This is a genomic window from Dactylosporangium sp. CA-139114, from assembly GCF_050955725.1.
Lineage (GTDB): Bacteria > Actinomycetota > Actinomycetes > Mycobacteriales > Micromonosporaceae > Dactylosporangium.
Genome location: NZ_CP192080.1, coordinates 668,006 through 688,288 on the forward strand (window position 1 = coordinate 668,006; position 20,283 = coordinate 688,288).

Sequence of the window (20,283 nt, forward strand, 5' to 3'; positions counted from 1 at the left end):
TTCCACGACGAGCGTTCCGGGCAACGGCCGGCCGGGCGGGGGAAGAGATGCGACTCGAAGACCTTGCGCAGCGGCTCGAGGAGGCCGGCGACAGGCTGGCCCGGGCCAGCACCACCATCAACATCATCGACCCCGGCGCGCGGGCGTTCGGGGCCGACTCCGACGGCGCGCTCGGGCAGACCGGACGAGACCTGCACCGGCTGCTCGCGATCGCCCTGAACGATCGCGGACGCGAGGCCGTCGAGCACGGCGCGCGGCTGGCCGAGACGGCCCACGCGTTGCGGCGGGCGGCCGCGGGCTATCGCGGCGCCGAGGAAGACCTTCAGGGGCGGCCATGACGGACGCGCTTGATCGGCTCGGTTGTGTGCTGCGGTTCGGCTCCGAAGTGGACCGTCGGGAGCGGCGATGACGGACGCGCTCGGTCGGCTCGGCTGTGCACCGCGGTTCGGCGCCGAGGTGGACCATCGGGGGCGGCGATGACGGACGTGCTGGGTCGGCTCGGTTGTGTGCTGTGGTTCGGCGCCGGAGTTGATCGTCGGAGGCGGCGATGACTGACGCGCTGGATCGGCTGGCCGGGCCGGGCGACGATCTGTTCCGCCGGGTTGAGGTGCTGCTCGACGCGGGCGGGGTCTCGGCCGGTAGTCGCGTCGAAGGGCTGCTGGTGCGGGTGGGGGCGATGCCCGGGGAGGTGCTCGACTACGCGTTGCGGCTCGACGTGGGCTCGATCCGCGCCGCCGTCCAGGAGCTGCGCGGGCTGGGGGATCACTTCCGCGTGCTGCCGGAGCGGCTCTCCGCCGATGTTCGGGGCAGCGGCTGGGAGGGCAGCGGGGCCGAGGCCTTCGGCGTCGCGTGGGCCGCGCTGGCCGCGTTCATCGGGGGCGACGAGAACAGCATCGTGGGGCGCGTCGATGCCACCGCCGCCTATCTCGACGGCGTCGCCGGGTGGGCCGAGGAGTTCCGGTCCGAGCTGGCCGAGGCCGTTGCCCGCGTCCTGCAGTCCGCCGAGGCCGTCGTCGTCGTGACCGCGGCGCAGGAGCCCGAGGCCGTCGCGGCGGCGGCGCGGATCGCGGAGCGGGTGCTGCGGACGGCCGCCGACGCGCTCGATGCCGCCGATCGGCTGCGCAAGCGGTACGAGGGGCGGCTCGGCGCGCTCGAGTATCTGCCCCCGCAAGTGCCGCGGGGTGCCGCCTCGATCACGGGAGTCACCCGGGTGACGCTGTAGGCCCTGCTCAGGTCGAGATTCGGCGCGGCACACGCGGCGCCGAGCGCTGATTCCGGCTGCGTGCGCCTGGTGTTCGTGGGGCCCGCAAGTGCCGCGGGGTGCCGCCTCGATCACGGGAGTCACCCGGGTGACGCTGTAGGCCCGGCCCCGCGGATCAGCCGGCCCGCATCCGGCCCAGATTCCGCGCGGCACGCGCAGCGCGCCGAGCGCAGATTCCGGCTGCGTGCGCCCGGGCTCCACGCGCACCGCGACCGCGTCCAGGCCGGCCACCGCGAGCAGGCCCTGCACCACGCTCGACGCCGTCACGCCGTCACGCCGTCACGCCGTCACGCCGACCGTTGCCCGGGCGTCCCGCGGCGCGCCGCCCGTCAGGGTGTGCTTCACGACGACGGTGCGGTCGGCGCCGGGGTTGAGCACGAGCACGGTCGCGAACACGAGGAACTGCCAGTACGGCTCATCGAATCTCGATCGGTTCGTCGATGAGGTGCACGTCCATCGGGCGGCCCGGCTCGAACCAGGGCGCCGAGGGCGCGGCCGAGGGGCGGGCGTGCCAGTGGCGGCCGGTCCGCCGCACGCCGATCGGGTAGATGACGAGCGAGCCGTCCGCCCGGAAGTGCAGGCGCAGGAAGCCCTTGTAGCCGGTGATGCCCTGCCCGGCGAAGAGCTCGTTCACGTTCACGTCGAACTTGGCCGCGACGAGCAGGTACAACGCGAACAGCTCGCCCGCGGCGACGCCCGACAGCGGCAGGTACAGGACGATCGAGATGAGCAGGGGCAACGGCCAGGCGAGGTCCACGAAGGGCAGGCTGAGCCACGCCCAGGTGCCCAGCGTCGCCAGCCCCACGAAGGCCAGGCCGTGCAGGGCGCCGAGCAGCCAGTGCCGGGGCCTTCGCTGGCCGGCCGAGCGGGGCATGGCCAGCAGGCAGGTGCCGAGGATGTCGATGACCACCATGAGCAGGGCCGGCACGGTGACCAGCCGCTGCTCCACGCCGGAGATCACACGGTCGGCGGCGTTGACGAACGCGAGCATGGTGAGCGTCTGCAGCATCCCCAGCAGGCCCAGGAACATCGGGTTGCGCCACGGCACGCGCCAGAAGACGCCGAACGCGAGGCCGCGCGACTGCGCCTTGGTGGGGAACGTGCGCCGCAGCTCGTAGGTCTTCGAGGGCGACGCGTTGCGGACCAGCGTGCGCACCGGCGGGACGGAGATCTGCTCGGGCAGCTCGTGGGTCGGGTAGAGGTACGCCCCGCCGCCGCCCGAGGTGATGAGCTCCCGGCCGGGGCGGGAGTAGCGCGCGTAGTGGTGCAGGTCGCCGGAGATCATCGCGCGCACGTCGGCCCCGGTGGGCGCGATGATCGTGCGGACGAAGTAGTCGAGGCTGTCGTAGGCCTTGCGGTCGTCGGTCGACTCCACCCAGCTCGGCGAGGGCGGGCAGATGATGACCTTGTCGCCGGGGCCGAGTCGGGCGGCCACCGAGCGGAAGTACCGCAGCTGCGGGTCGTCGATGTAGGCGCCGCCCTGCACGTCGAGCCCGAGCAGCCACCACCGGTTCGGCAGCTGGATGGCGAAGTAGGAGCGCGACTGCCGGGTCCGCCAGCCGCCGACCGAGCCCTCGTCGCCGCGCACGAAGAGCCGGAGAAAGGCGGTCAGGCCGTCGTACCAGTCGTGGTTGCCCGGCACCGCGTACATCCGCGGCCGGGGTCCCTCCGCGGGCGGCTCCGGCATCGCCGCGCGGAACGGGCCCTTGAAGCGGTCCTCGTACTGCTGCCCGCTCGCCGTCGGATAGACCTGATCCCCGCCGAGCACCAGCACCTCGCCCCGCGGCAGCTCGTGCCCGTCCACGGTCAGGCTCGGCTGGGCCAGCAGGTACGCCACCGAGTAGGTCGCGTTGAACCCGTCCCCGGTGTCGGCCGCGAAGTCCACCCACAGCTCGCGGGTGTCGGGCCACTCGCCCTCGTCGGTGACCTCGCCGGCGAAGCCCGCCCCCTCGCGCAGGATGCGTGCGGACAGCGCGTCCTGCAGCTCGCGCTTGTCGAGGTACGCCCCGAAGAGGTCGGCCAGCAGCACCCGCACCGCCGTCCCGCTGAGCAGCACCGGGCTCAGCCACGGCACCGCCCGGCGCGGCGTGAACCCCATCTGGTCCGGGTCCAGCGCGGTCGGCCGGCCACCGGGGGCGATCGGCTGGGCCTCGTCGTCCTCCTGGGGGATCGGCAGGAGGGGCTCGCCCGGGTCGGCGGACAGTTCGCCCGGCGCGGGCGGCATATCGTCGGGCATCACGCGCGGGACGTTACCCGGGCGCGCGCCGACGGGGAATCCCCTCGCGCACGACCCCGGGGCGTGCCGTACACTTGGGAACCGTTGCCGCCTTAGCTCAGTCGGCAGAGCGATTCACTCGTAATGAATAGGTCGACGGTTCGATTCCGTCAGGCGGCTCCGACAAGGGCCCGGGACTCAGGTCCCGGGCCCTTTGCCATGGCGGCTGCCCTGGCCGGGGCGTCTGACGCGTTCCGGTCAGGTTCGCCCCGGCCCCGCCGATCAGGACTCAGTGGAGTCGGGACGCCGGGATGCGTGAGGCCGTGGCCGCGGCGCTGAGCCGGGGTGCGCGCGAGGGCCGCAGCACCGCGGTGCTGCTCGTCGGCCCCGAGCGGCCCGGCGGCGCCGCGCTCGACGACTTCGACGAGCTCATGCGCCGCAGCGTGCTGCGCGACGATCCGGTCGGCCGCGTCGGCGAGGAGTTCGCGGCCGTGCTGCACATCCGCAGCGTCGACAACGCCGAGGCCGTCGCGCGGCGCATCGCCGTGGCCGGGCCCGCGCGCATCGGCATCGCGGTGGCCGCGCCCGGCGAGTACGGCGCCGACGACCTGCTGCAGAATCAATCGAAAACGCGCTGGCGGTTCAGATGTCCATCACGGTTGCGGTATGTTAACCATGCCTTGCGCGCTATGTCAGGCATCAGCGCCGGCACGCGAATCGCGAACCTCAGAGTTTCAAACAGGCACGCGGACCCGAAGGCGACCGGAACGAGCGGACTGACGAGCGTGATTGAGCCAGCCGCGACGTCGCGCCTAAAATCGACCAAGCTGTCGAAGTATTGGGCAGCTACGGTGACGGTGGCCACGGCCTGGGCGAAACGTGGGTTCGGTGCGACTACGACCGTCAGCAGAGCCGCTAGGCATTCGCTTTCGGAGCGCCGGAGTTTCAGCAGCTCAGAGATGGAACTGGCCCGTCGAATTCGGAGTGCGAGGACGATCCAGCGACGGAGTTCGCTTGCGAAAAGGATTCGAGACTCTGTCGATGTATCGGCTCGGACGAATGCCGAGCGCGCGCGGACGAACGTCTCCTCGCGGTGTGGCGCCAAGATGGTGGAAATATCATGTCGCTCTCTGTATCCCGCCAAATAATCGATCCATGGTGTTAGATGTGAAACCGGCTCGGGCGCCTCCTCCATCTCGTCATCGAAATGACTCAACAGCGCGTTCGTAGCCTTCCACAATTCATACACTGAATCGGGTACCGGTACGGCGTATCGCATAGCGATTCGGTGGACCAATGCAGGAATGGAAAGGCCCGCTCGAATGGACCCGGTCATAACTCTCTCGTGCATCGATACCTTCCCCACGAGCAGCGCAATTCTAACAGAATAGCCGCGGCGGCGCGACCGAGAAGACAATGGGCTGGTATTCCCAGTGAACGACAGACAGCGTGCACGCTGAGGATCACCCGCCACGAATATTTGACGACCGACGGGATCAGGCGGCTCGTCCCGTGTTGGCGGACGCTGAACGTTACCGGTACGTCGCTGACCGCGAAGCCCGCGCGTCCTGCGCGGAGGACCTGCTCCTGCGTATATGTGTAATCTGTCGCGATCGGGCAGTCGACGGCGACCTGTCGAGTAAAAATCCGATAACCACTCTGTGAATCGGCGATGGATACGAGGCTGAGACCGGCCACCAGGCGTGAGAACGCGCAATTGGCGAAGTACCGTGTGGCCGACATTCCGTCCGGGCGGCGCCACAGTCGGTTGCCTAAGACGAGATCGCCACCAACTAGGGCTCGCGACACCAGTCGGGGCAGATCCTCAGCCGAGTATTGACCGTCGGCGTCAACCTGAACGATGTACTCAGCGCCAGCCGCAAGCGCGGCCACCGTTCCGGACCGGAAGGCTTCGGCTAAGCCCCCTTTTTCGGTCAACGCTATCACTCGGGCGCCGGCCGCGTCGGCGCGAATTCTGGTCGCATCATCTGAATGATCATCGACTACGATGACATCAACCGGACAGTTGAGTGATCGGAATGCAGCAAAGAAGGCCGTCACAACTGCCGCAACTGAGAGTTCTTCATTCTTTGCTGGGATGATCACGGCGAAATTTTGCTTCGCTGCGTCCATGTCTAGACTAAAACATCGAAGCCAGGTGCGGTCAACCGCTACATTGGCCCTCATGACAGACCTTCCTCGGCATGGCCGCTCGCGAGTCGCGCAGATTGCTGGAATTGTCCGGAACGCGCCGGATTTCCTTCAACGCGCCGCTGAGCGGTGCGGTGATATAGTTCAACTGGACGTCGCTCGTGGGCCCGTAGTTCTGCTCACCGACCCTGACGCCACACGAACTGCACTAGCTGACAACAAGCGATTCTCCAAGGGGTTTGCGCCGTCGGCCCAAATTGGCCACCTCGGGGAATCGCCGATGCGGACCATCCTCGGCGACGGCCTGCTGACCAGTCGAGGGGAGCGGCACCGGCAGCGGCGTCGGTTCATTCAGCCCGAGTTTCATCCGCACCGGCTGGGTACCTACGACGAAATCATCCGATCCGAAGCCGACCGCATGACCTCGTCGTGGCGCGATGGAGCCATTATTGATGTCCATGCTACCTTCGCCGAGACGACACTGCGGATCCTCACCAGAACGGCCTTCGGCACCGCAGTTTCCGACGCCGACGCGGCCATGGTTCGTACATCCATGGACGCCGCTACGCGATGGATGGCGATCAACGCCATACTTGTGGCGTTCGCACCGCGGCTAGGGCATCGGCAGGTTCTCGCCCGCCGCGCTGCTCTCGCGGGAATCGATGGCCTCATCGGGAGGCTACTGGCCCAGCCGGCGGAAACCCGGAACGACCTGCTCTTCCGGCTCGCCGCGGCCGGACTGTCTGACGGCGATCTACGGGCCGAATTGTTGACGCTGCTCTTGGCCGGCCATGAGACATCGACCAATGCTTTGGCGTGGGCATGCCATGCGCTGGCAGGCCAGCCGGGTGTCCTCGCCGCTGTGAATGCCGAGGTCGAGGCAGACCCGGTCGAAGGTCCGCTACTGCGGGCGGTAGTCGATGAGACGCTCCGGTTGTATCCGCCAATCTGGCTCATGGTGCGGCAGACGCTGTCGGACGTCGTGCTGGCCGGGCGTCGCCTGCCTGCCGGAATCACCATTTTACTGAGCCCGTACGTCCTGCATCGCGACCGCCGTTGGTGGTCGCACCCCGCCGAGTTCGATCCGTACCGGTGGTTGACCGGGCCCAGCGGTACGCATCGGACACCGGTCGAGGCTCGGCGTGCCTATCTCCCCTTCGGTGCAGGCCCTCGAGCTTGCGTCGCCGGCGCTTTTGCGGTGAATGAAATTATGATCGTACTCTCGCGCGTGCTCAGGGACTGGCATCTTCGGTACGCGGGCGCACCGGCGCGGATGCTGCCGCGAGTAACTCTGCGCCCGCGTGGCGAAATGCGGATGCGGATTAGCCGCCGCTGATCTCTGATGCTATCGTGACTAGCCGATTCTGCAGCGTTGCATGCCGAAACTGATAGATCGCGCCCGTCTGTCGTAGCACTCCGCGCCGATGGGCATCCTCCAGGAAGGCCATCAGGTGTCTTGGTAGTCTTCCGCGTAGCCAACACCACCTGACGTAAATCCAATACCACGATGATGCTGTACCGGCTAGGCCGCCTAGCAATCCGAAGAATAGACCGAATGCGGCCGAGCCGCCTAGGGCGGTCCAGGAATCATTGATCATCGGTTGATCAGAAAGGCCGCCGATGAGATATCCAAGTGCACCAAATGCGATCGCGCCGATTATCGCCCCCACAGCCGACGCGCGGCTAGTTAGCACGGTCGAGTCCCGGATCTCTTGTGGGGAGCGCAGGAGGTAGATGCCGAAGAAGATGCCGGTGAGAATCCCGATGCATACGGCACCCAGCCTGGCGGAGATCGCGCTGCCGGACAGCTCAGTAATCAACCAGCCCAGAGCGCCGGTCGTCAGTCCGAGTGCAGCCAGAGCCGCGAAGCCAATGGCGTCCCCTCGCAGTAGATTCCGAGGGGCGGTCGTTCTAGCTAGATCGGGCGGGCCGAAGGTGGCGGACAGGATGCTAAGAAGCACCCCGAGGCCGGTCACGAGCGATGCAGCTTTCGGGCCGAGCGCGGGGCCGGTCACAATGCCGCCGATCAAGCCAACTACTACACCGATCACCGAGCGCTTGAGGATGACTTTGGCTGAGTTTGTCGCACGCGCGCCGAGTTGAACAGGTTGGACCTGGGAACCGGCGTGCGTGAGCGCCCAGGTGATCGGCACAGTCATGGCGACGGTGAGCATGGCGACGAACAGCGGCGGGTTATGCCGGCCGAGCACGAAACCCGATAGGCCTCCACCGACGACGACGCAGAGGAAGAGGCCTACGGCGATCCGTATCGACGTAGGCAGCTCCGCCGACAGTTGCCACCAGACGATGTCCCGGCTGCCCTTGCGATCCAGATGCAGCGCCAGAAAGCATAGCCATTTCCGCACATCAGCCGTCGCATATCGCGGTCCGGGCTGCTCGTTGCTGGTCGGCCCGTCCGGATAGGCACTCGGCAGGAAGCCGTCGAGCAGGTGCTGCTGGATGCCGTCGGCGGTGGCGAACCGCCTGCGGTCGACGAGCACGGCGGGGTCCGTATTGCCGCGGTAGACCTCGGCGGCCAGCCAGATCATCAGCGGGGTGGAAAGGGCCAGGGCGACAGGGCCGTCGGGATTACTGCGGATGTCCGCCTCGACGGGTTCCCATCGGCGCGAACGCGGCAGTGATCGGTGGTTTAGATAGGTGATAGCGTCGCCGACCTCGACGGGAGCCATTTCGATCACGGCGGCGCGGGGGAGTACGCTTCCGATCTCGTGCAGTGCATCCGCGTACTGTTCGGTCCGGCAGGTGAGGACGAACGGGTGATCACTGCCAGCGAAGCGGAGGAGGGCCCGCAGCGCCGCCGCGCGCCGATCGGCTGGCATCTCATCCAGCCCATCGAGGATCGGCATGATGATCCGATCCTCAACCAAACGTTGAACGGCGCGGCGACCGTACCGGTGGTAATTGCCGAGAGCCGGATGATCCCGTAGCGCTTTGCGAGCGAACCAGTCGGTCAGTGCTTCGTGCGTTGGATCCCAGTCGCTCAGCGTGACCAGCAACGGCACAGCCTCAGACTCCGCGCGGGACCGCAGGATTTCGCGCTGAAGGTAGACCGATAACGCCGTTTTGCCGGAACCTGGACCGCCGAGAATGACCAGCTGCTGGGTCGGCACCTGCCGGAAAAGGTGTAGGACGTCGTCGAACGCACCGATGCGTGGCAGACGCCTGCCGTTCTCCTGCAGCAGGATGTCGCGGTGGGCGGAGAGTTCCGCGCGGCCGGCCGTCCAGGTGACCACCATGGGGCCCGGCGGATTCAGCGCGCTCAGTGCACCGCCGCTGTCCAGCCGAGCGCCGACGGCTCGGGCCAGCGCCTGACGCGAATCGATGGGATCTGCTGTTCCCTGGCCGCCTCGTGCCTCTCTGACGCCGGTTACAAGTACCAGAACCAGAATCAACGGCAGCGAAACCCACTCCCACCTCTCCCAGCTCGTCGGCAAGATGTTGGTAGCGACGTTCACGACGGCCGATAGCAGCGTGCTAAGACAGATAGCAGCGAGCGAAGCCCGAACGACCCTACTCCGGTTCATCAACCATCCGTCCCGTAGCTGCCAGATTCACCGTACTGATCTACCGGGAAAGCTAACAGAATGACCGGCGTCAGCCGATGGCCCAATGGGCTGACGCCGGAGTGGCCACGCATCGACGACAAGGTGGGTGACCGGCCTGTGCGGACGGCGTTGGCAGGATTCGTTGGTCAGACGTGTGACTCAGTGTGGGATGAGGATGCGTTGGCGGAGTAGGTCGAGGTTGGCGCGGCCGTACATGGCGCGTTTGAGTGCCTTGATGCGGTTGACCTGACCTTCGACGGCGCCGGAGCTGTAGGGCAGGGTGAGGCCGGCGGTCACCGCGGCGTGGTCGCGGCGCAGGCTGGTCACGAGGGTGTGCAGGTCGGGTAGGTCGTCGGCTTCCACAGCGTGCATCCAGCTGTCGACGTGTTCCCCGCTGAGCTCGCGCATCATGGCCGCGAACGCGGCGACATGCCAGCGCACCGCCCGTAGTGCTGGGCAGCGGGCAAGGATGGCGGTGAGCGCCGCGCTGTGCTCGGTGTGCAAGTGCTCGGGCTTGGTCATGATCCAGCTGGTGACCCGGCGTGGTTTCGGCGCTGGCGCTAGCCGGGGTGTGGTGGCGGCCGGGCGGAGTCGTTGCAGGTAGCGCTGCACGGTGCGCAGGCTGCCGTGCCAGCCGCGGGTTCGCAGTTCGGCGTGCAGTTGGGCGGCGGCGGTTAGCCCTTCGGCGCGGCGCTGATGGATGTAGCCGGCGTGATCGTCCAGCGCGCTGGGCCGGTGCAGTGCCGGAGCGAGCAGGTCGTCGAGGTTCGCCGCGGCGTACCGCTGCACGGTGCGGAAGGACACGCCGAGTTGCCGGCTGATCTCGGCCAGGGAGTGCCCCTGGGTGCGCAGCTGCTGGATGGTGGCGTGCCGTTGCTGTTTGCGGGCCAACAGAGGTCGAGGCTGGCCGTTGACGTCGAGCATCCCGTCCGATGGGGGCGCCACGGCGTCGGTGGTCGGGGTCGGGGTGCCGGTTCGGCCAGGCAGCCGCGGTGGGTCCAGACGGTTTTCTCGACCGCCTGGCCGAGGTTGGCCCACAGGTGGTACCGGTCAGCGACCTGGACCGCCTGCGGCGCTCCGGTCCGCGCGCCGTCGGCGTAGGTGCCGCCCCGGTCGCGGCAGATGACCTGTACGCCGGGGTGCGCTCGCAGCCACGCGGCGAACGCCTCGGCGGTGCACCCAGCGAGTACGTCGATTGAGCGGTGGGTGTCCATGTCGATCAGGACTGTGGCGTAGACATGCCCGCGACGCAGTGCGAAGTCATCGACGCCCAGCACCCGCGGGCCCGCCTTGACCTCGGGCGCCGGCATCGCCCGCAGTAGCCGCAGCAACGTCGAGCGACTCACCGCGATCGCCGAACGGGCCGCCAGGCGGGCTCCCGGACCCCCGGCCAGGGCCACCGTGATGTTCTGCAACTGCCGGCGTAACGCCACGCTTTTCCGGGCGTGGCGCGCCGTCAAACCGTGAACCTGTTCGGCGAACGTGCGCTGCGCGCACTCAGCCGCCATGCACACGAACCGCCGTACCTTCAGGTGGATCGCCAGCCGGTGGCCACCGGCTGGCGATCCACCTGGCGCTGGTAGCGGGCGTGTACCCGCGGCGAAGCGGTACCGCATGTAGGACAGATCGCCGAGGTGGCGACTGTACGCGTCCGTACGTGGATGCTCTGCCCGTCGTCGCTGACCTTCTCCACCCGAATCGCAGCCCGCCAGGGGAACAGCAGATCGGCCAACGTCGTATCGATCACCCTAAGATCACTCCGACAAGGGCCCGGGACTCAGGTCCCGGGCCCTTTGCCATGGCGGCTGCCCTGGCCGGGGCGTCTGACGCGTTCCGGTCAGGTTCGCCCCGGCCCCGCCGATCAGGACTCAGTGGAGTCGGGACGCCGGGATGCGTGAGGCCGTGGCCGCGGCGCTGAGCCGGGGAGCGCGCGAGGGCCGCAGCACCGCGGTGCTGCTCGTCGGCCCCGAGCGGCCCGGCGGCGCCGCGCTCGACGACTTCGACGAGCTCATGCGCCGCAGCGTGCTGCGCGACGATCCGGTCGGCCGCGTCGGCGAGGAGTTCGCGGCCGTGCTGCACATCCGCAGCGTCGACAACGCCGAGGCCGTCGCGCGGCGCATCGCCGTGGCCGGGCCGGCGCGCATCGGCATCGCGGTGGCCGCGCCCGGCGAGTACGGCGCCGACGACCTGCTGCGCCGGGCCGCCCTCGCGCTGCAGGAGGCGCGCAGCCGCCCGGACGGCGCGCCGTGGGCCTGCTACGAGCCCACCGCGGTCGCGGCCGGCCCGCTCGCCGAACAGCTGCGCGAGGCGGTGGGCAAGGGCGAGCTGCGGCTGCTGTACCAGCCGATCGTGGCCCTGCCCGACGGCGACCTCGTCGGCGTGGAGGCGCTCGTGCGCTGGGCCCACCCCGAGCGCGGCACGCTGGAGCCCGACGCGTTCGTCCCGCTCGCCGAGCGCATCGGCGTCATCGGCGACCTCGGCCGCTGGGTGCTGCTGGAGGCCTCGACCCGGGCCGCGCTCTGGCAGCGGCGGCTGCCGGCGCTGCAGCTCAACGTGAACGTCTCGCCGCGGCAGCTGGACGACGACGGCTTCGCCGCGCAGGTGCTGGCCATCCTGGAGCGGACCGGGTTCTTCCCCGGCAACCTGGTGCTCGAGGTGACCGAGGGCGCGGTGATCGGCGAGCGGGCCTCGGTCGCGCAGCTCGCGGTGCTCTCCAACGCCGGCATCCGCATCGCGCTCGACGACTTCGGCACCGGGTACTCGTCCCTGCGGTACCTGGCCCGCCTCCCCGTCGACGTGCTCAAGCTCGACCGCGGCTTCGTCGCCGAGCTGGACGGGACCTCCCGCGGCGGCGCGGTCGCCCAGGCGGTGCTGCGCCTCGGCCAGATCCTGCACCTGGACACGGTCGCCGAGGGCGTGGAGAGCGAGGCCCAGGCCCGCGAGCTCACGCTGCTGGGCTGCCACAAGGCCCAGGGCTTCCACTTCGCTCGCCCACTCACCGCCACTGAGCTGCAGCGATGGCTGCCCGCAGGCGACCTGTCACGCTACGAGTCCGAGGTCTGGGGCCCGGAGGTGTGATACTGCACGGGCCATGGGTGCCGATCTCCGCCTCCGCCTCGGCGTCTCGCTCGTCGTGGCCGTCGTCGCCGCGTTCGCCGCGACGGCGCTGACCCCCCTCCCCGCCGCGATCCTGCTCATCGCGGCCGCCGCCACCGCCGGAGCGCTGCTGGGCTGGCCCGGGGCGGTGGTCGGCCTGGTCCTGCTGTTCCTCGCCGACGGGGTCGCGGCCAAGGTCGCGGTCGGGCTCGCCGGGGCGCTGCCCTGGGTCGCGATGCACGCGTGGCGGCGCTGGTCGGCCCGCGACCGGCGGCTGAGCGCCGAGGCGGCCGCGGCCGAGCGGGCGCGCCTGCAGAGCGAGATGCACGCCTCGCTGACCGAGACCCTCGAACTGGCCGCGATGCTCGAGCCCCGCGCCGACCCCACCGACGCCGCGCTGCCCGATCTGGTCGCCGCGATCACCCAGGAGTGGTCGCAGCGCTCCGGCGTCGGGGTCATCCTGCACAGCGCGGGCCTGGACGAGACCGGCGACGCGGCGCCCGAGGCCGGCATCGAGCTGTGCTGGATCCTCCGCGAGGCGCTGGCCAACGTCGCCGCCCACGCCCGCGCCGAGACGGTGGCCGTGACGCTGGAGCGCGACGGCGACGGCATCACGCTGGAGGTCCGCGACGACGGCGCCGGCTTCACGCCGCCGCCCGCCGCCGAGCGCGGAATCGCCGGCATGCGCGAGCGGGCCCGCGTCTGCGGCGGGCAGCTGACGGTCTGGTCGCGCCCGGGCGGCGGCACCAGGATCACCGCCACCGTCCCGGCCGCCATGGCCGTCGGGGCGGCCCTGCCCTCGTGGCGCGTCCGGCTGGGCGCGGCGCTGGCGGCGGCGGTCGTACCGCTCGCCCTCGTCGCCCTCCTGAGCGAACCCGGCGGCCTCACCTCGCCGCTGGCCGCCGACGACGGACAGCTGCCCTTCGACCCGAACGCCACCCGCGGCCCGGCCACCGCCCAGCCCGGCCGCGGCGCGTTGCCCGGGCGCTCCGGCGCGACCGGGAGCCCCGCCGCCACCCCGTCCCGCGGCACCTCGACCCGCCCGTCCGGCGCGGCGGGGACCAGCGGCCCGGCCGCGCCGCCGCCGACGACCGGCCCGGCGGTGGCCGAGCAGCGCACCTGCCGGGTCGCCTACGTCAAGCGCAGCGAGTGGAGCCCCGGCTTCGTCGCCGACGTGACCCTGACCAACCTCACCGCGGCCCCGATGCAGGGCTGGACGCTGCGCTTCGACTACACGGCCGGGCAGAAGGTCACCAGCTACTGGAACGCGATCGCCGCGCAGAGCGGCACCGGGGTCGTCGTGCGGCCGACCGGTGACCAGCCGACGCTGGCCGCGGGGGCCTCGCTGACCTTCGGCGTCCAGGGCATCTGGCAGGGCACCAACCCGAGCCCGTCCGGGTTCACGCTCAACGGGAGCCCGTGCGGCTGAGCCAATCGACGGTCGCCTCCGTGCGGTTGCTCCGCCTCACCGTTCGGCGCCGCGCGCCGTCGCTGCCAGGTCCGCCGCCGGTCACGGCAGGCCTTCTGTACAGGACGGGGTCTAGCCGTGCCGCTCCTCATACGCCTGGCGTGATCCGCACACCGACGCCCGGCTGCAGGAGCAGCGGGAGCCGTCGGCGTCCATGCGCACGACGACCGAGTCCCGCGGCACGCTGTGCCCGACCACGCGGCCCTCGCCGTCCGGGGTGCTCACCCGCGTCCCGACGGCGGGGGCCGTCGCCTGGAACGAGACGTACAGGGGATGTTCGTATTTCAAGCAGCACATGAGTCGCCCGCAGGCGCCCGAGATGCGCAGCGGGTTGAGCGGCAGGTCCTGGTCCTTGGCCATGCGGATGGTCACGGGCTCGAAGTCGTTGAGGAACGTGGCGCAGCACAGGTCGCGCCCGCACGAGCCGATGCCGCCCTGGACGCGGGCCGAGTCGCGCGCGGAGAGCTGCCGCAGCTCGACCCGGCAGTGCAGGGTCGCGCCCAGATCCCGCACCAGGGAACGGAAATCCACCCGATGGGGTGCGGTGAAGTAGATGGTGGTCCGCGCGCCCTGCCCGCCCGCGGCGTCGAGCACATGATCTACTGCCACGACCTTCATCGGCAGCTCGTGGTCGCGGATCAGGCGCTTCGCCGCGACCTTGGCCTCGGCCTTGCGCTTGCGCAGCAGCTCGTCGCGGCGCAGGTCCTCGTCGCCCGCCAGGCCGAGGAGGCGCGGGAAGCCCTCGGTCTCCTCGGTGACCCACTGGGCGGCCCAGACGCACTCGGCCACCTCGGGCCCGTCGTCGGTCGGGATCAGCACGCGGTCACCCACCTGGGGGCGCAGCTCGCCGGGGTCGAAGTAGAACAGCCGGCCGTAGCGATTGAAGCTCACCGCGCACAGCATGCCCATGGCGATCACAGTAACGCGGGTCACGGCGGGCGCCTACGGCCCGCGATCAGATGACGGGAAAAGTGGGGAAAAGTCCGACTCGATACTTTTGAGCGACCCCGTACCTATCTCGTAGCTTTCGCCGTTACTAGTGCGGATGAGACCGCAAAAGGGGGCGTAACTCCGGCCGGGAGGCCTCGTTGGGCGCAGCAGTGGCACGCCCTGACGGGCTGGCTCCCGTACTCCCCGGTCTCGGAGGACCTCATCGCTATGACGGCACCTGTAGCTTCCGCGCGCCCAAAAACAGCCCGACTCATCGTGGCCCTCGCCGCCGCTGGGGTCCTCGGAGCAGTGAGCCCGGTCGCGTTAGCGGCTCCCGCCTCGGCGGGCGCGCCGGAGAGCTCCGGCTGCCCCGAAGGCTTCGGCGCCACGGCCGCCGCGAACACGCTCGCGATCGGCGGTCTGGACCTGCGCGGCATCGGGCTCAATACGCCACCGCTGCCGGAGCTGCGGACCGCCACCGCGCACTCCGGCTTCGCGGGCGGCCCGGCCCGGGCCGCCGCGGACGCCCGCTACATCCAGAGCAGCGGCGTGCTCCCGCCCGGCCTGATCGGCCCGAGCGCCTACCAGCAGGCCCCGCCGCCGCACGAGCAGGCGGCAACGGTACCGGTCCAGGGCGTCAACCTCGGCGTGCTCCAGGCCGGCACCGGCGGCCTGCGCGCCCACGCCACCTGGCAGGACGCGGCCCAGTGCACCGCGGCCGCCGGCCCCCGCGCCACCGCCGACGCCCGCCTGGCCGGCCTGGCGGTGCTGCCCGGCCGCGGCGGCCGCGCCCTGCTGCGCTTCGGTGCGATCCAGAGCTCGACCGCGACCGGGGTCGACAAGCTCGGCGGCAAGACGGTCGCGAAGGCGACGGCCACGGGTGGCATCGCCGACTTCACGCTCCTGGCCGGCGGCCCGTCCGCGATCGGCGTGCGGGTCGTCAGCCCGCCGAGCCTGACGGTCACGGCCGGGGCCAAGAAGACCGTCGACTACAAGGCGCCGGTGCTCGAGGTCCGCGTGCCGGGCCGCGACGCGCTGAAGGTCGAGTCGGCCGGCTCGCACGTCGACGTGGTCGTCCCCGTCGACGGCAACTCCCGCACCGAGGCCGAGGACCTGGGCCGCGCCGAGAACCTTCCGGTCGCGGGCCTGCCGCTGCTGGACCTGCTCGGCGGCGCGACGAGCGCCCTGTCCGGCACCATCGGCGGCGCCACCGCGATCCCGGAGTCGCTGCTCGCGGGCCTGCTGCCCGGCCTGCCGGTCGTCGGCGGCGGCCAGTCCACGGTGCGCAACACCGAGGGCCGCTCGGCCCGCCCGGCCCGCGCCGTCGTGCTGCGCGTCGAGCTCGGCTCGGTCGAGAAGCAGACGAGCGCGTCCGGCCTCTACGCGAAGGCGTACTCGGTCCGCGTCAAGCTGATCGTGCGCACGAAGTGGAAGTCGGGCGGGTACGGCGACCAGACCGACCAGACCACGATCCTGGACCTGGGCGTCTGCCAGCTGGAGGCGGCCGCGGCGTCGCCTTCGTCCGGCGGCTACGGCCAGGGCGGCGGCTCGAACGGCGGCGGCTACGGCGGCGTGAGCGGCGGCTCGGGCGGCGGCGACACCCTGCCGGTGACCGGTTCGCGCGCCGCGCTCGTCCTCGGCGCGGGCCTGCTGCTGGTCGTCGCGGGCCGGATGTTCGTGGTGCTGTCCCGCCGGCGTTCGGCGGCCTGAGACCCCTCAAGACCCCTCGCAACCCCTTCGCCGCCCGTGCAGTCTCACATCGAGGCTGCCCGGGCGGCGTCTTTTGGTGCGCCAAAGCAAAAAGCCGCCCAAGTGGCGGCGGCTGAGCCGGGGTGACGCGGGGGACCGGCGGCGGATTGGGCGGCGGTCGAGCGGGCGGCGGCGGCGGCGATCGAGCGAGCGGCGGCGGCGATCGAGCGAGCGGCGGCGGTTGAGTGCGCGGCGGCGGTTGATTGGGTGGTGCGGGCTGGTGGTGGATCGGCGGTGGTTGTTGGGCCGCGGCGGTTGACCGGGCGGCGCGGGGCTGGTGTGGATCGGGCGGTGATGGTTGTGCGGTGGTGGTTGGGCGAGCGGTGGTTGGGCGGGCGGTGCGGGGACTAGTGGCGGACCGGGCGGCGGCGGAGGACGGCGGCGAACTCCAGGGCCGCGGACGCCACCCGCTGGGCGCCGATGATGGCGTGGTCCCAGCTGCCGTTCATGCCGGACGTGAACTCGATCTGCACGTCGCCGTCGTCGATGAGCAGGATCGGGTCGCCTTCGTCCTCGGTGATGACCGCGGTGATCGCGCGCAGGTCCAGGGACACGACCGGGCTGAGCTCTTCCTCGTCGTCCTGCATCGCGAGGCCTCCATCGGTGCTCGGGGGGTGCGGCGACCGCGCGGCTCGCAGCAGTTTGGACGGCCGCCGCACCCCGGTCCTGAACGGCGCGAGGCCTGACCGCCCAGCCCGGCCCCGCGCTACGGTGATAGTAGCACTATGTGGCCGTGGGGCCATAAGGCCAGGTAGTTACCTGCCGATTTCGCTTCGTATGGTCGCCAGCATGATCTCCCGGAGTTCCGGCCAGTCGCTGTATAGGCAGGTCGCGGACGTGATTCGGCAACAGATCATCAGCGGTGAACTGCCGCCGGGAAGTCTGCTGCCCTCGGAGAAGTATCTCGCCGAGGAGCACGACGTCGGTCGCGACACCATCCGAGACGCGATGGCGCACCTGCGCAGCGAGGGTCTCGTCGAGAGCAAGCGCGGCTACCGCAGCCGGGTTCGCGCCATCCAGCCGCGCGAGCGCATCTGGCTGCACGCGGGCGAGGTCGTGACCGCCCGCATGCCCACGCCGGCGGAGAAGAAGGAGCACAGCATGCAGGAAGGCGTGCCCGTGCTCGTCGTCGGCGACAAGGCCTACCCGGCGGACCGCTACGAGTTCGGCCCCGCCGAATAGCGCCGCTGCGGCCGCGGACTCGGGCGTCGGGTTCGGCCCCGCCGGACAGCGCCGCTGATTCGACCAGCTGCGGGCTCGGCGTCGGCGTCGGGTTCGGTCCCGCCGGACAGCGCCGCTGATTCGACCAGCCGCGGAATCGGCGTCGGTGTCAGGTTCGGTCCCGCCGGGCAGTGTCGTTGGCCCGACCGGCCGCGGGCTCGGCGTCGGCCTCGGCTTCGTCCCGCCGGACAGTCTCGCGAACGGACTGCGATCCGGCTGACCGCGACCAGCCGCGGACCTGGCAGCGTCGGCGCGCCAGCGCCGAGCGGTGTCTGGCGGGAGCGACGGTCCGCACCCCGACGGACCCGAGTCATGCTCTGAACCGCGGCGGACCCCGAGGCATGCCCTGAACGCCGGCGAACCCCGAGTCCTGCTCTGAACCGCGGCGAACCCCGAGTCCTGCTCTGAACCGGGGCAGACCCCGAGACGGGCCCTGAATCCCGGCGGGCCCGGACCCGATTCATCCTCCGGCGTGCCGCGCATCACCCGTAAATAGCTTGAAGTCGACCGCCCGGGAAACCGATGCTTGTGCCAAGCAAGTATCGAGTTCGGGGGAGCGCTTGTACGAGGACAGCGAGCACGCCGCCATCGGGCGGCAGGTCGGCCGGTTCATCCGGCTGTCCGAGCGGCTCTTCGCCACCCTCAAGTGGAACGACGCCGGTCGCGGCCTCGAACGCCCGGCCTACGTCCTGCTGAGCCGGATCGCGGTCGACGGGCCGTTCCGGCTGTCGGCCCTCGCCGCCGAGGTGAGCCTCGACCTGTCCACCGTGAGCCGGCAGGTCGCCGCGCTGGAGAGCGCCGGGCTCGTCGGCCGGGCCCAGGACCCGTCGGACAAACGGGCGAGCCTCGTCGAGGTCACCGACCTCGGCCGCGAGGTTTTCGCCGAGAACCGCGACCGCTGGCTGTCCATCTGGCGGGAACTGCTCGCGGACTGGACGCCGGAGCAGCGTGCGGAGTTCGCCGCGCTGTTCACCCGGCTGAACGAGTCGATCGCGGAGAAGCTTCCGCAAGAGAGGGATTGTCGATGACCACCGCCGCGCCGGAGCAACAGACCCGGCCCACCCTCGCCCACCGGCAGATTCTGCTGCTGATGGGCGGTCTCATGACCGGGATGCTGCTCGCCGCGCTCGACCAGACGATCGTGGGCACCGCGCTGCCGACGATCGTGGGCGACCTCGGCGGACTCGACCACTACTCCTGGGTCGTCACCGCATATCTGCTCGCCTCCACCGCGTCGACGCCGCTGTACGGCAAGATCAGCGACCTCTACGGCCGCCGCCCCGTGCTGCTGTTCGCGATCGCGACCTTCCTGGCGGGCTCGCTGCTGGCCGGCCTCTCGCAGAACATGACCGAGCTCATCGCGACCCGGGCCCTGCAGGGCATCGGCGCCGGCGGCCTCATGACGCTCGCGTTCACGATCGTCTCCGACGTCGTCGCGCCCCGCGAGCGGGCCCGCTACCAGGGCCTGTTCGGCGCCGTGTTCGGCATCTCCTCGGTCGCCGGGCCGCTCGTCGGCGGCTACTTCGCCGAGCACGACTGGCGCTGGATCTTCTACATCAACGTGCCGCTGGGCATCTTCGCCCTGTTCGTGTGCGCCCGCGTGCTGCGGCTCGTCCCGCACACCCGCCGCGAGCACCGTGTCGACTACCTCGGCGCCACGCTGATGGTCGCCGGCTCCAGCGCGCTGCTGCTGGCCCTGTCGCTCGGCGGCAGCGAGGGCTACGCGTGGGACTCGGCCAAGATCCTCGGCCTGCTGGCCGGGTTCGTCGTGCTCGCCGTGCTGTTCGTGTTCGCCGAGGCCCGGGCCGAGGAGCCGATCCTGCCGCTGCGGCTGTTCAAGCGGGCCACGTTCTCGCTGTCCAACACGGCCACGTTCATCCTCGGCTTCGCGATGTTCGGCTCGATCATCTACGTGCCGCTGTACCTGCAGATCGTCAAGGGCGCCACCCCGACCCGCTCGGGCCTGCTCATGCTGCCGATGATGGCGGGCGTCATCGTGACGTCGATCGTGTCCGGCCGGATCATCTCCCGGCTCGGCCGCTACAAGTGGTTCCCGGTCGCCGGCACCGTCGTCATGGGCTCCGGGCTGCTGCTGTTCACCACGCTGCAGGTCGACACCCCGCTGTGGCAGGCGTTCATCTACATGACCGTCATCGGCGTGGGCCTGGGCCTGGCGATGCAGCCGCTGATCCTGGCCGTGCAGAACTCCCTCGAGCTGCGCGACATGGGTGCCGGCACCTCCGCGGCGACCTTCTTCCGCTCGCTCGGCGGCTCCGTCGGCGTCGCGGCGCTCGGCGCGGTGATGAACAGCAAGCTCAGCGGGGCGAGCGGGGGCGTGTCGATCAACGCGCCGGCCCAGGTGCGCTCGCTGCCCCCGGCCCAGCTGGCGATGGTCGAGCATCTCTTCGTCAACGCGCTGCACCCGGTGTTCCTGGCGGCCGCGTTCGTCGCGCTGCTGGGCACCCTGATCACCGTGGCGCTGCCGAACAAGGCGCTGCAGGGCGCGACTCAGGCCGAGACGACCGACGCGGCCGACATGGAAGCCAAGGTCGCCGCGTTCTAGGAAGTTCCTCCGGTCCGGATCGGCGCGCTTCGCGGAGCCGATCCGGACCGGGGCCCGCCATGT

General features: G+C 70.4%; 17 protein-coding genes, 1 tRNA gene and 1 pseudogene. 11 read left to right on the top strand and 8 right to left on the bottom strand.

Annotated elements, in window-relative coordinates; all coding sequences use genetic code 11:
- The first annotated feature begins 47 nt into the window (after window positions 1-47).
- A complete protein-coding gene (locus tag ACQP2P_RS03010; RefSeq protein WP_433613033.1) occupies window positions 48-338 on the top strand; it encodes a hypothetical protein in 291 nt (96 codons plus the stop codon).
- A gap of 209 nt (window positions 339-547) precedes the next feature.
- The gene (locus ACQP2P_RS03015; RefSeq protein ID WP_433613035.1) at window positions 548-1,222 is read left to right on the top strand and encodes a hypothetical protein; all 675 of its coding nucleotides are present in this window, start codon (window positions 548-550) and stop codon (window positions 1,220-1,222) included.
- 454 nt (window positions 1,223-1,676) lie between these two features.
- On the opposite strand, the gene ACQP2P_RS03020 is transcribed toward ACQP2P_RS03015, so the two are convergent.
- Window positions 1,677-3,497 carry a metallophosphoesterase gene (locus ACQP2P_RS03020; protein WP_433618944.1) on the bottom strand — a complete coding sequence of 607 codons (1,821 nt, stop codon included), beginning with the start codon at window positions 3,495-3,497 and terminating at the stop codon, window positions 1,677-1,679.
- A gap of 86 nt (window positions 3,498-3,583) precedes the next feature.
- Between ACQP2P_RS03020 and ACQP2P_RS03025 the strand changes: the two genes are divergently transcribed.
- Window positions 3,584-3,656 (top strand) — tRNA-Thr (locus ACQP2P_RS03025).
- Between the two features lie 131 nt (window positions 3,657-3,787).
- A complete protein-coding gene (locus ACQP2P_RS03030) occupies window positions 3,788-4,624 on the top strand; it encodes a hypothetical protein (protein ID WP_433613037.1) in 837 nt (278 codons plus the stop codon).
- Window positions 4,625-4,808: 184 nt separating this feature from the next.
- Here the strand turns inward: ACQP2P_RS03030 and ACQP2P_RS03035 are convergent, their stop codons facing one another.
- Complete coding sequence (locus tag ACQP2P_RS03035; RefSeq protein ID WP_433613039.1) at window positions 4,809-5,609, bottom strand: glycosyltransferase family 2 protein; 801 nt, start codon at window positions 5,607-5,609, stop codon at window positions 4,809-4,811.
- Window positions 5,610-5,661: 52 nt separating this feature from the next.
- Here ACQP2P_RS03035 and ACQP2P_RS03040 point away from each other — a divergent pair, with 52 nt between their 5' ends.
- Window positions 5,662-6,963: a cytochrome P450 gene (locus ACQP2P_RS03040; RefSeq protein WP_433613041.1), complete on the top strand. Its 1,302-nt coding sequence runs from the start codon at window positions 5,662-5,664 to the stop codon at window positions 6,961-6,963.
- Here the strand turns inward: ACQP2P_RS03040 and ACQP2P_RS03045 are convergent.
- The 4 genes and pseudogenes from ACQP2P_RS03045 to ACQP2P_RS03060 all read right to left on the bottom strand — a co-directional run bounded on the left by ACQP2P_RS03045 (window position 6,950) and on the right by ACQP2P_RS03060 (window position 10,940).
- The gene (locus tag ACQP2P_RS03045) at window positions 6,950-9,103 is read right to left on the bottom strand and encodes an NACHT domain-containing protein (protein ID WP_433613043.1); all 2,154 of its coding nucleotides are present in this window, start codon (window positions 9,101-9,103) and stop codon (window positions 6,950-6,952) included. The two genes, ACQP2P_RS03040 and ACQP2P_RS03045, sit on opposite strands and share 14 nt — an antisense overlap.
- Before the next feature lie 249 nt (window positions 9,104-9,352).
- Window positions 9,353-10,117, bottom strand: a complete 765-nt coding sequence (locus tag ACQP2P_RS03050) for a transposase (RefSeq protein WP_433613045.1) — start codon at window positions 10,115-10,117, stop codon at window positions 9,353-9,355.
- Between the two features lie 137 nt (window positions 10,118-10,254).
- Window positions 10,255-10,809 (bottom strand): annotated as a pseudogene (locus tag ACQP2P_RS03055) (transposase); the annotation flags it as partial.
- Window positions 10,722-10,940 carry a hypothetical protein gene (locus ACQP2P_RS03060; protein WP_433619598.1) on the bottom strand — a complete coding sequence of 73 codons (219 nt, stop codon included), beginning with the start codon at window positions 10,938-10,940 and terminating at the stop codon, window positions 10,722-10,724. The pseudogene ACQP2P_RS03055 and the gene ACQP2P_RS03060, both read right to left, overlap by 88 nt.
- A 143-nt stretch (window positions 10,941-11,083) precedes the next feature.
- Here ACQP2P_RS03060 and ACQP2P_RS03065 point away from each other — a divergent pair, with 143 nt between their 5' ends.
- Window positions 11,084-12,271 carry a putative bifunctional diguanylate cyclase/phosphodiesterase gene (locus tag ACQP2P_RS03065; protein WP_433613047.1) on the top strand — a complete coding sequence of 396 codons (1,188 nt, stop codon included), beginning with the start codon at window positions 11,084-11,086 and terminating at the stop codon, window positions 12,269-12,271.
- A gap of 13 nt (window positions 12,272-12,284) precedes the next feature.
- Window positions 12,285-13,718, top strand: coding sequence for a cellulose binding domain-containing protein (locus ACQP2P_RS03070; protein ID WP_433613049.1), 1,434 nt, complete (start codon window positions 12,285-12,287; stop codon window positions 13,716-13,718).
- A 111-nt stretch (window positions 13,719-13,829) separates the two neighbouring features.
- Here the strand turns inward: ACQP2P_RS03070 and ACQP2P_RS03075 are convergent, their stop codons facing one another.
- Window positions 13,830-14,666 carry a PSP1 domain-containing protein gene (locus tag ACQP2P_RS03075; RefSeq protein ID WP_433618946.1) on the bottom strand — a complete coding sequence of 279 codons (837 nt, stop codon included), beginning with the start codon at window positions 14,664-14,666 and terminating at the stop codon, window positions 13,830-13,832.
- A 330-nt stretch (window positions 14,667-14,996) separates the two neighbouring features.
- On the opposite strand from ACQP2P_RS03075, the gene ACQP2P_RS03080 reads away from it, so the two are divergent.
- The gene (locus tag ACQP2P_RS03080) at window positions 14,997-16,397 is read left to right on the top strand and encodes a hypothetical protein (RefSeq protein ID WP_433613051.1); all 1,401 of its coding nucleotides are present in this window, start codon (window positions 14,997-14,999) and stop codon (window positions 16,395-16,397) included.
- Window positions 16,398-16,783: 386 nt separating this feature from the next.
- Here the strand turns inward: ACQP2P_RS03080 and ACQP2P_RS03085 are convergent, their stop codons facing one another.
- Window positions 16,784-17,023 (bottom strand): hypothetical protein, encoded by a 240-nt coding sequence (locus ACQP2P_RS03085; RefSeq protein WP_433613053.1) that lies wholly within the window; start codon window positions 17,021-17,023, stop codon window positions 16,784-16,786.
- Between the two features lie 202 nt (window positions 17,024-17,225).
- Between ACQP2P_RS03085 and ACQP2P_RS03090 the strand changes: the two genes are divergently transcribed.
- The 3 genes from ACQP2P_RS03090 (at window position 17,226) to ACQP2P_RS03100 (ending at window position 20,220) form a co-directional block, all read left to right on the top strand.
- Window positions 17,226-17,618 (top strand): winged helix-turn-helix domain-containing protein, encoded by a 393-nt coding sequence (locus tag ACQP2P_RS03090; protein WP_433613055.1) that lies wholly within the window; start codon window positions 17,226-17,228, stop codon window positions 17,616-17,618.
- A gap of 599 nt (window positions 17,619-18,217) precedes the next feature.
- The gene (locus ACQP2P_RS03095; protein ID WP_433613057.1) at window positions 18,218-18,685 is read left to right on the top strand and encodes a MarR family winged helix-turn-helix transcriptional regulator; all 468 of its coding nucleotides are present in this window, start codon (window positions 18,218-18,220) and stop codon (window positions 18,683-18,685) included.
- Window positions 18,682-20,220 carry an MDR family MFS transporter gene (locus ACQP2P_RS03100; protein WP_433613059.1) on the top strand — a complete coding sequence of 513 codons (1,539 nt, stop codon included), beginning with the start codon at window positions 18,682-18,684 and terminating at the stop codon, window positions 20,218-20,220. The genes ACQP2P_RS03095 and ACQP2P_RS03100 overlap by 4 nt, the downstream gene beginning before the upstream one ends.
- Window positions 20,221-20,283: the final 63 nt, after the last annotated feature.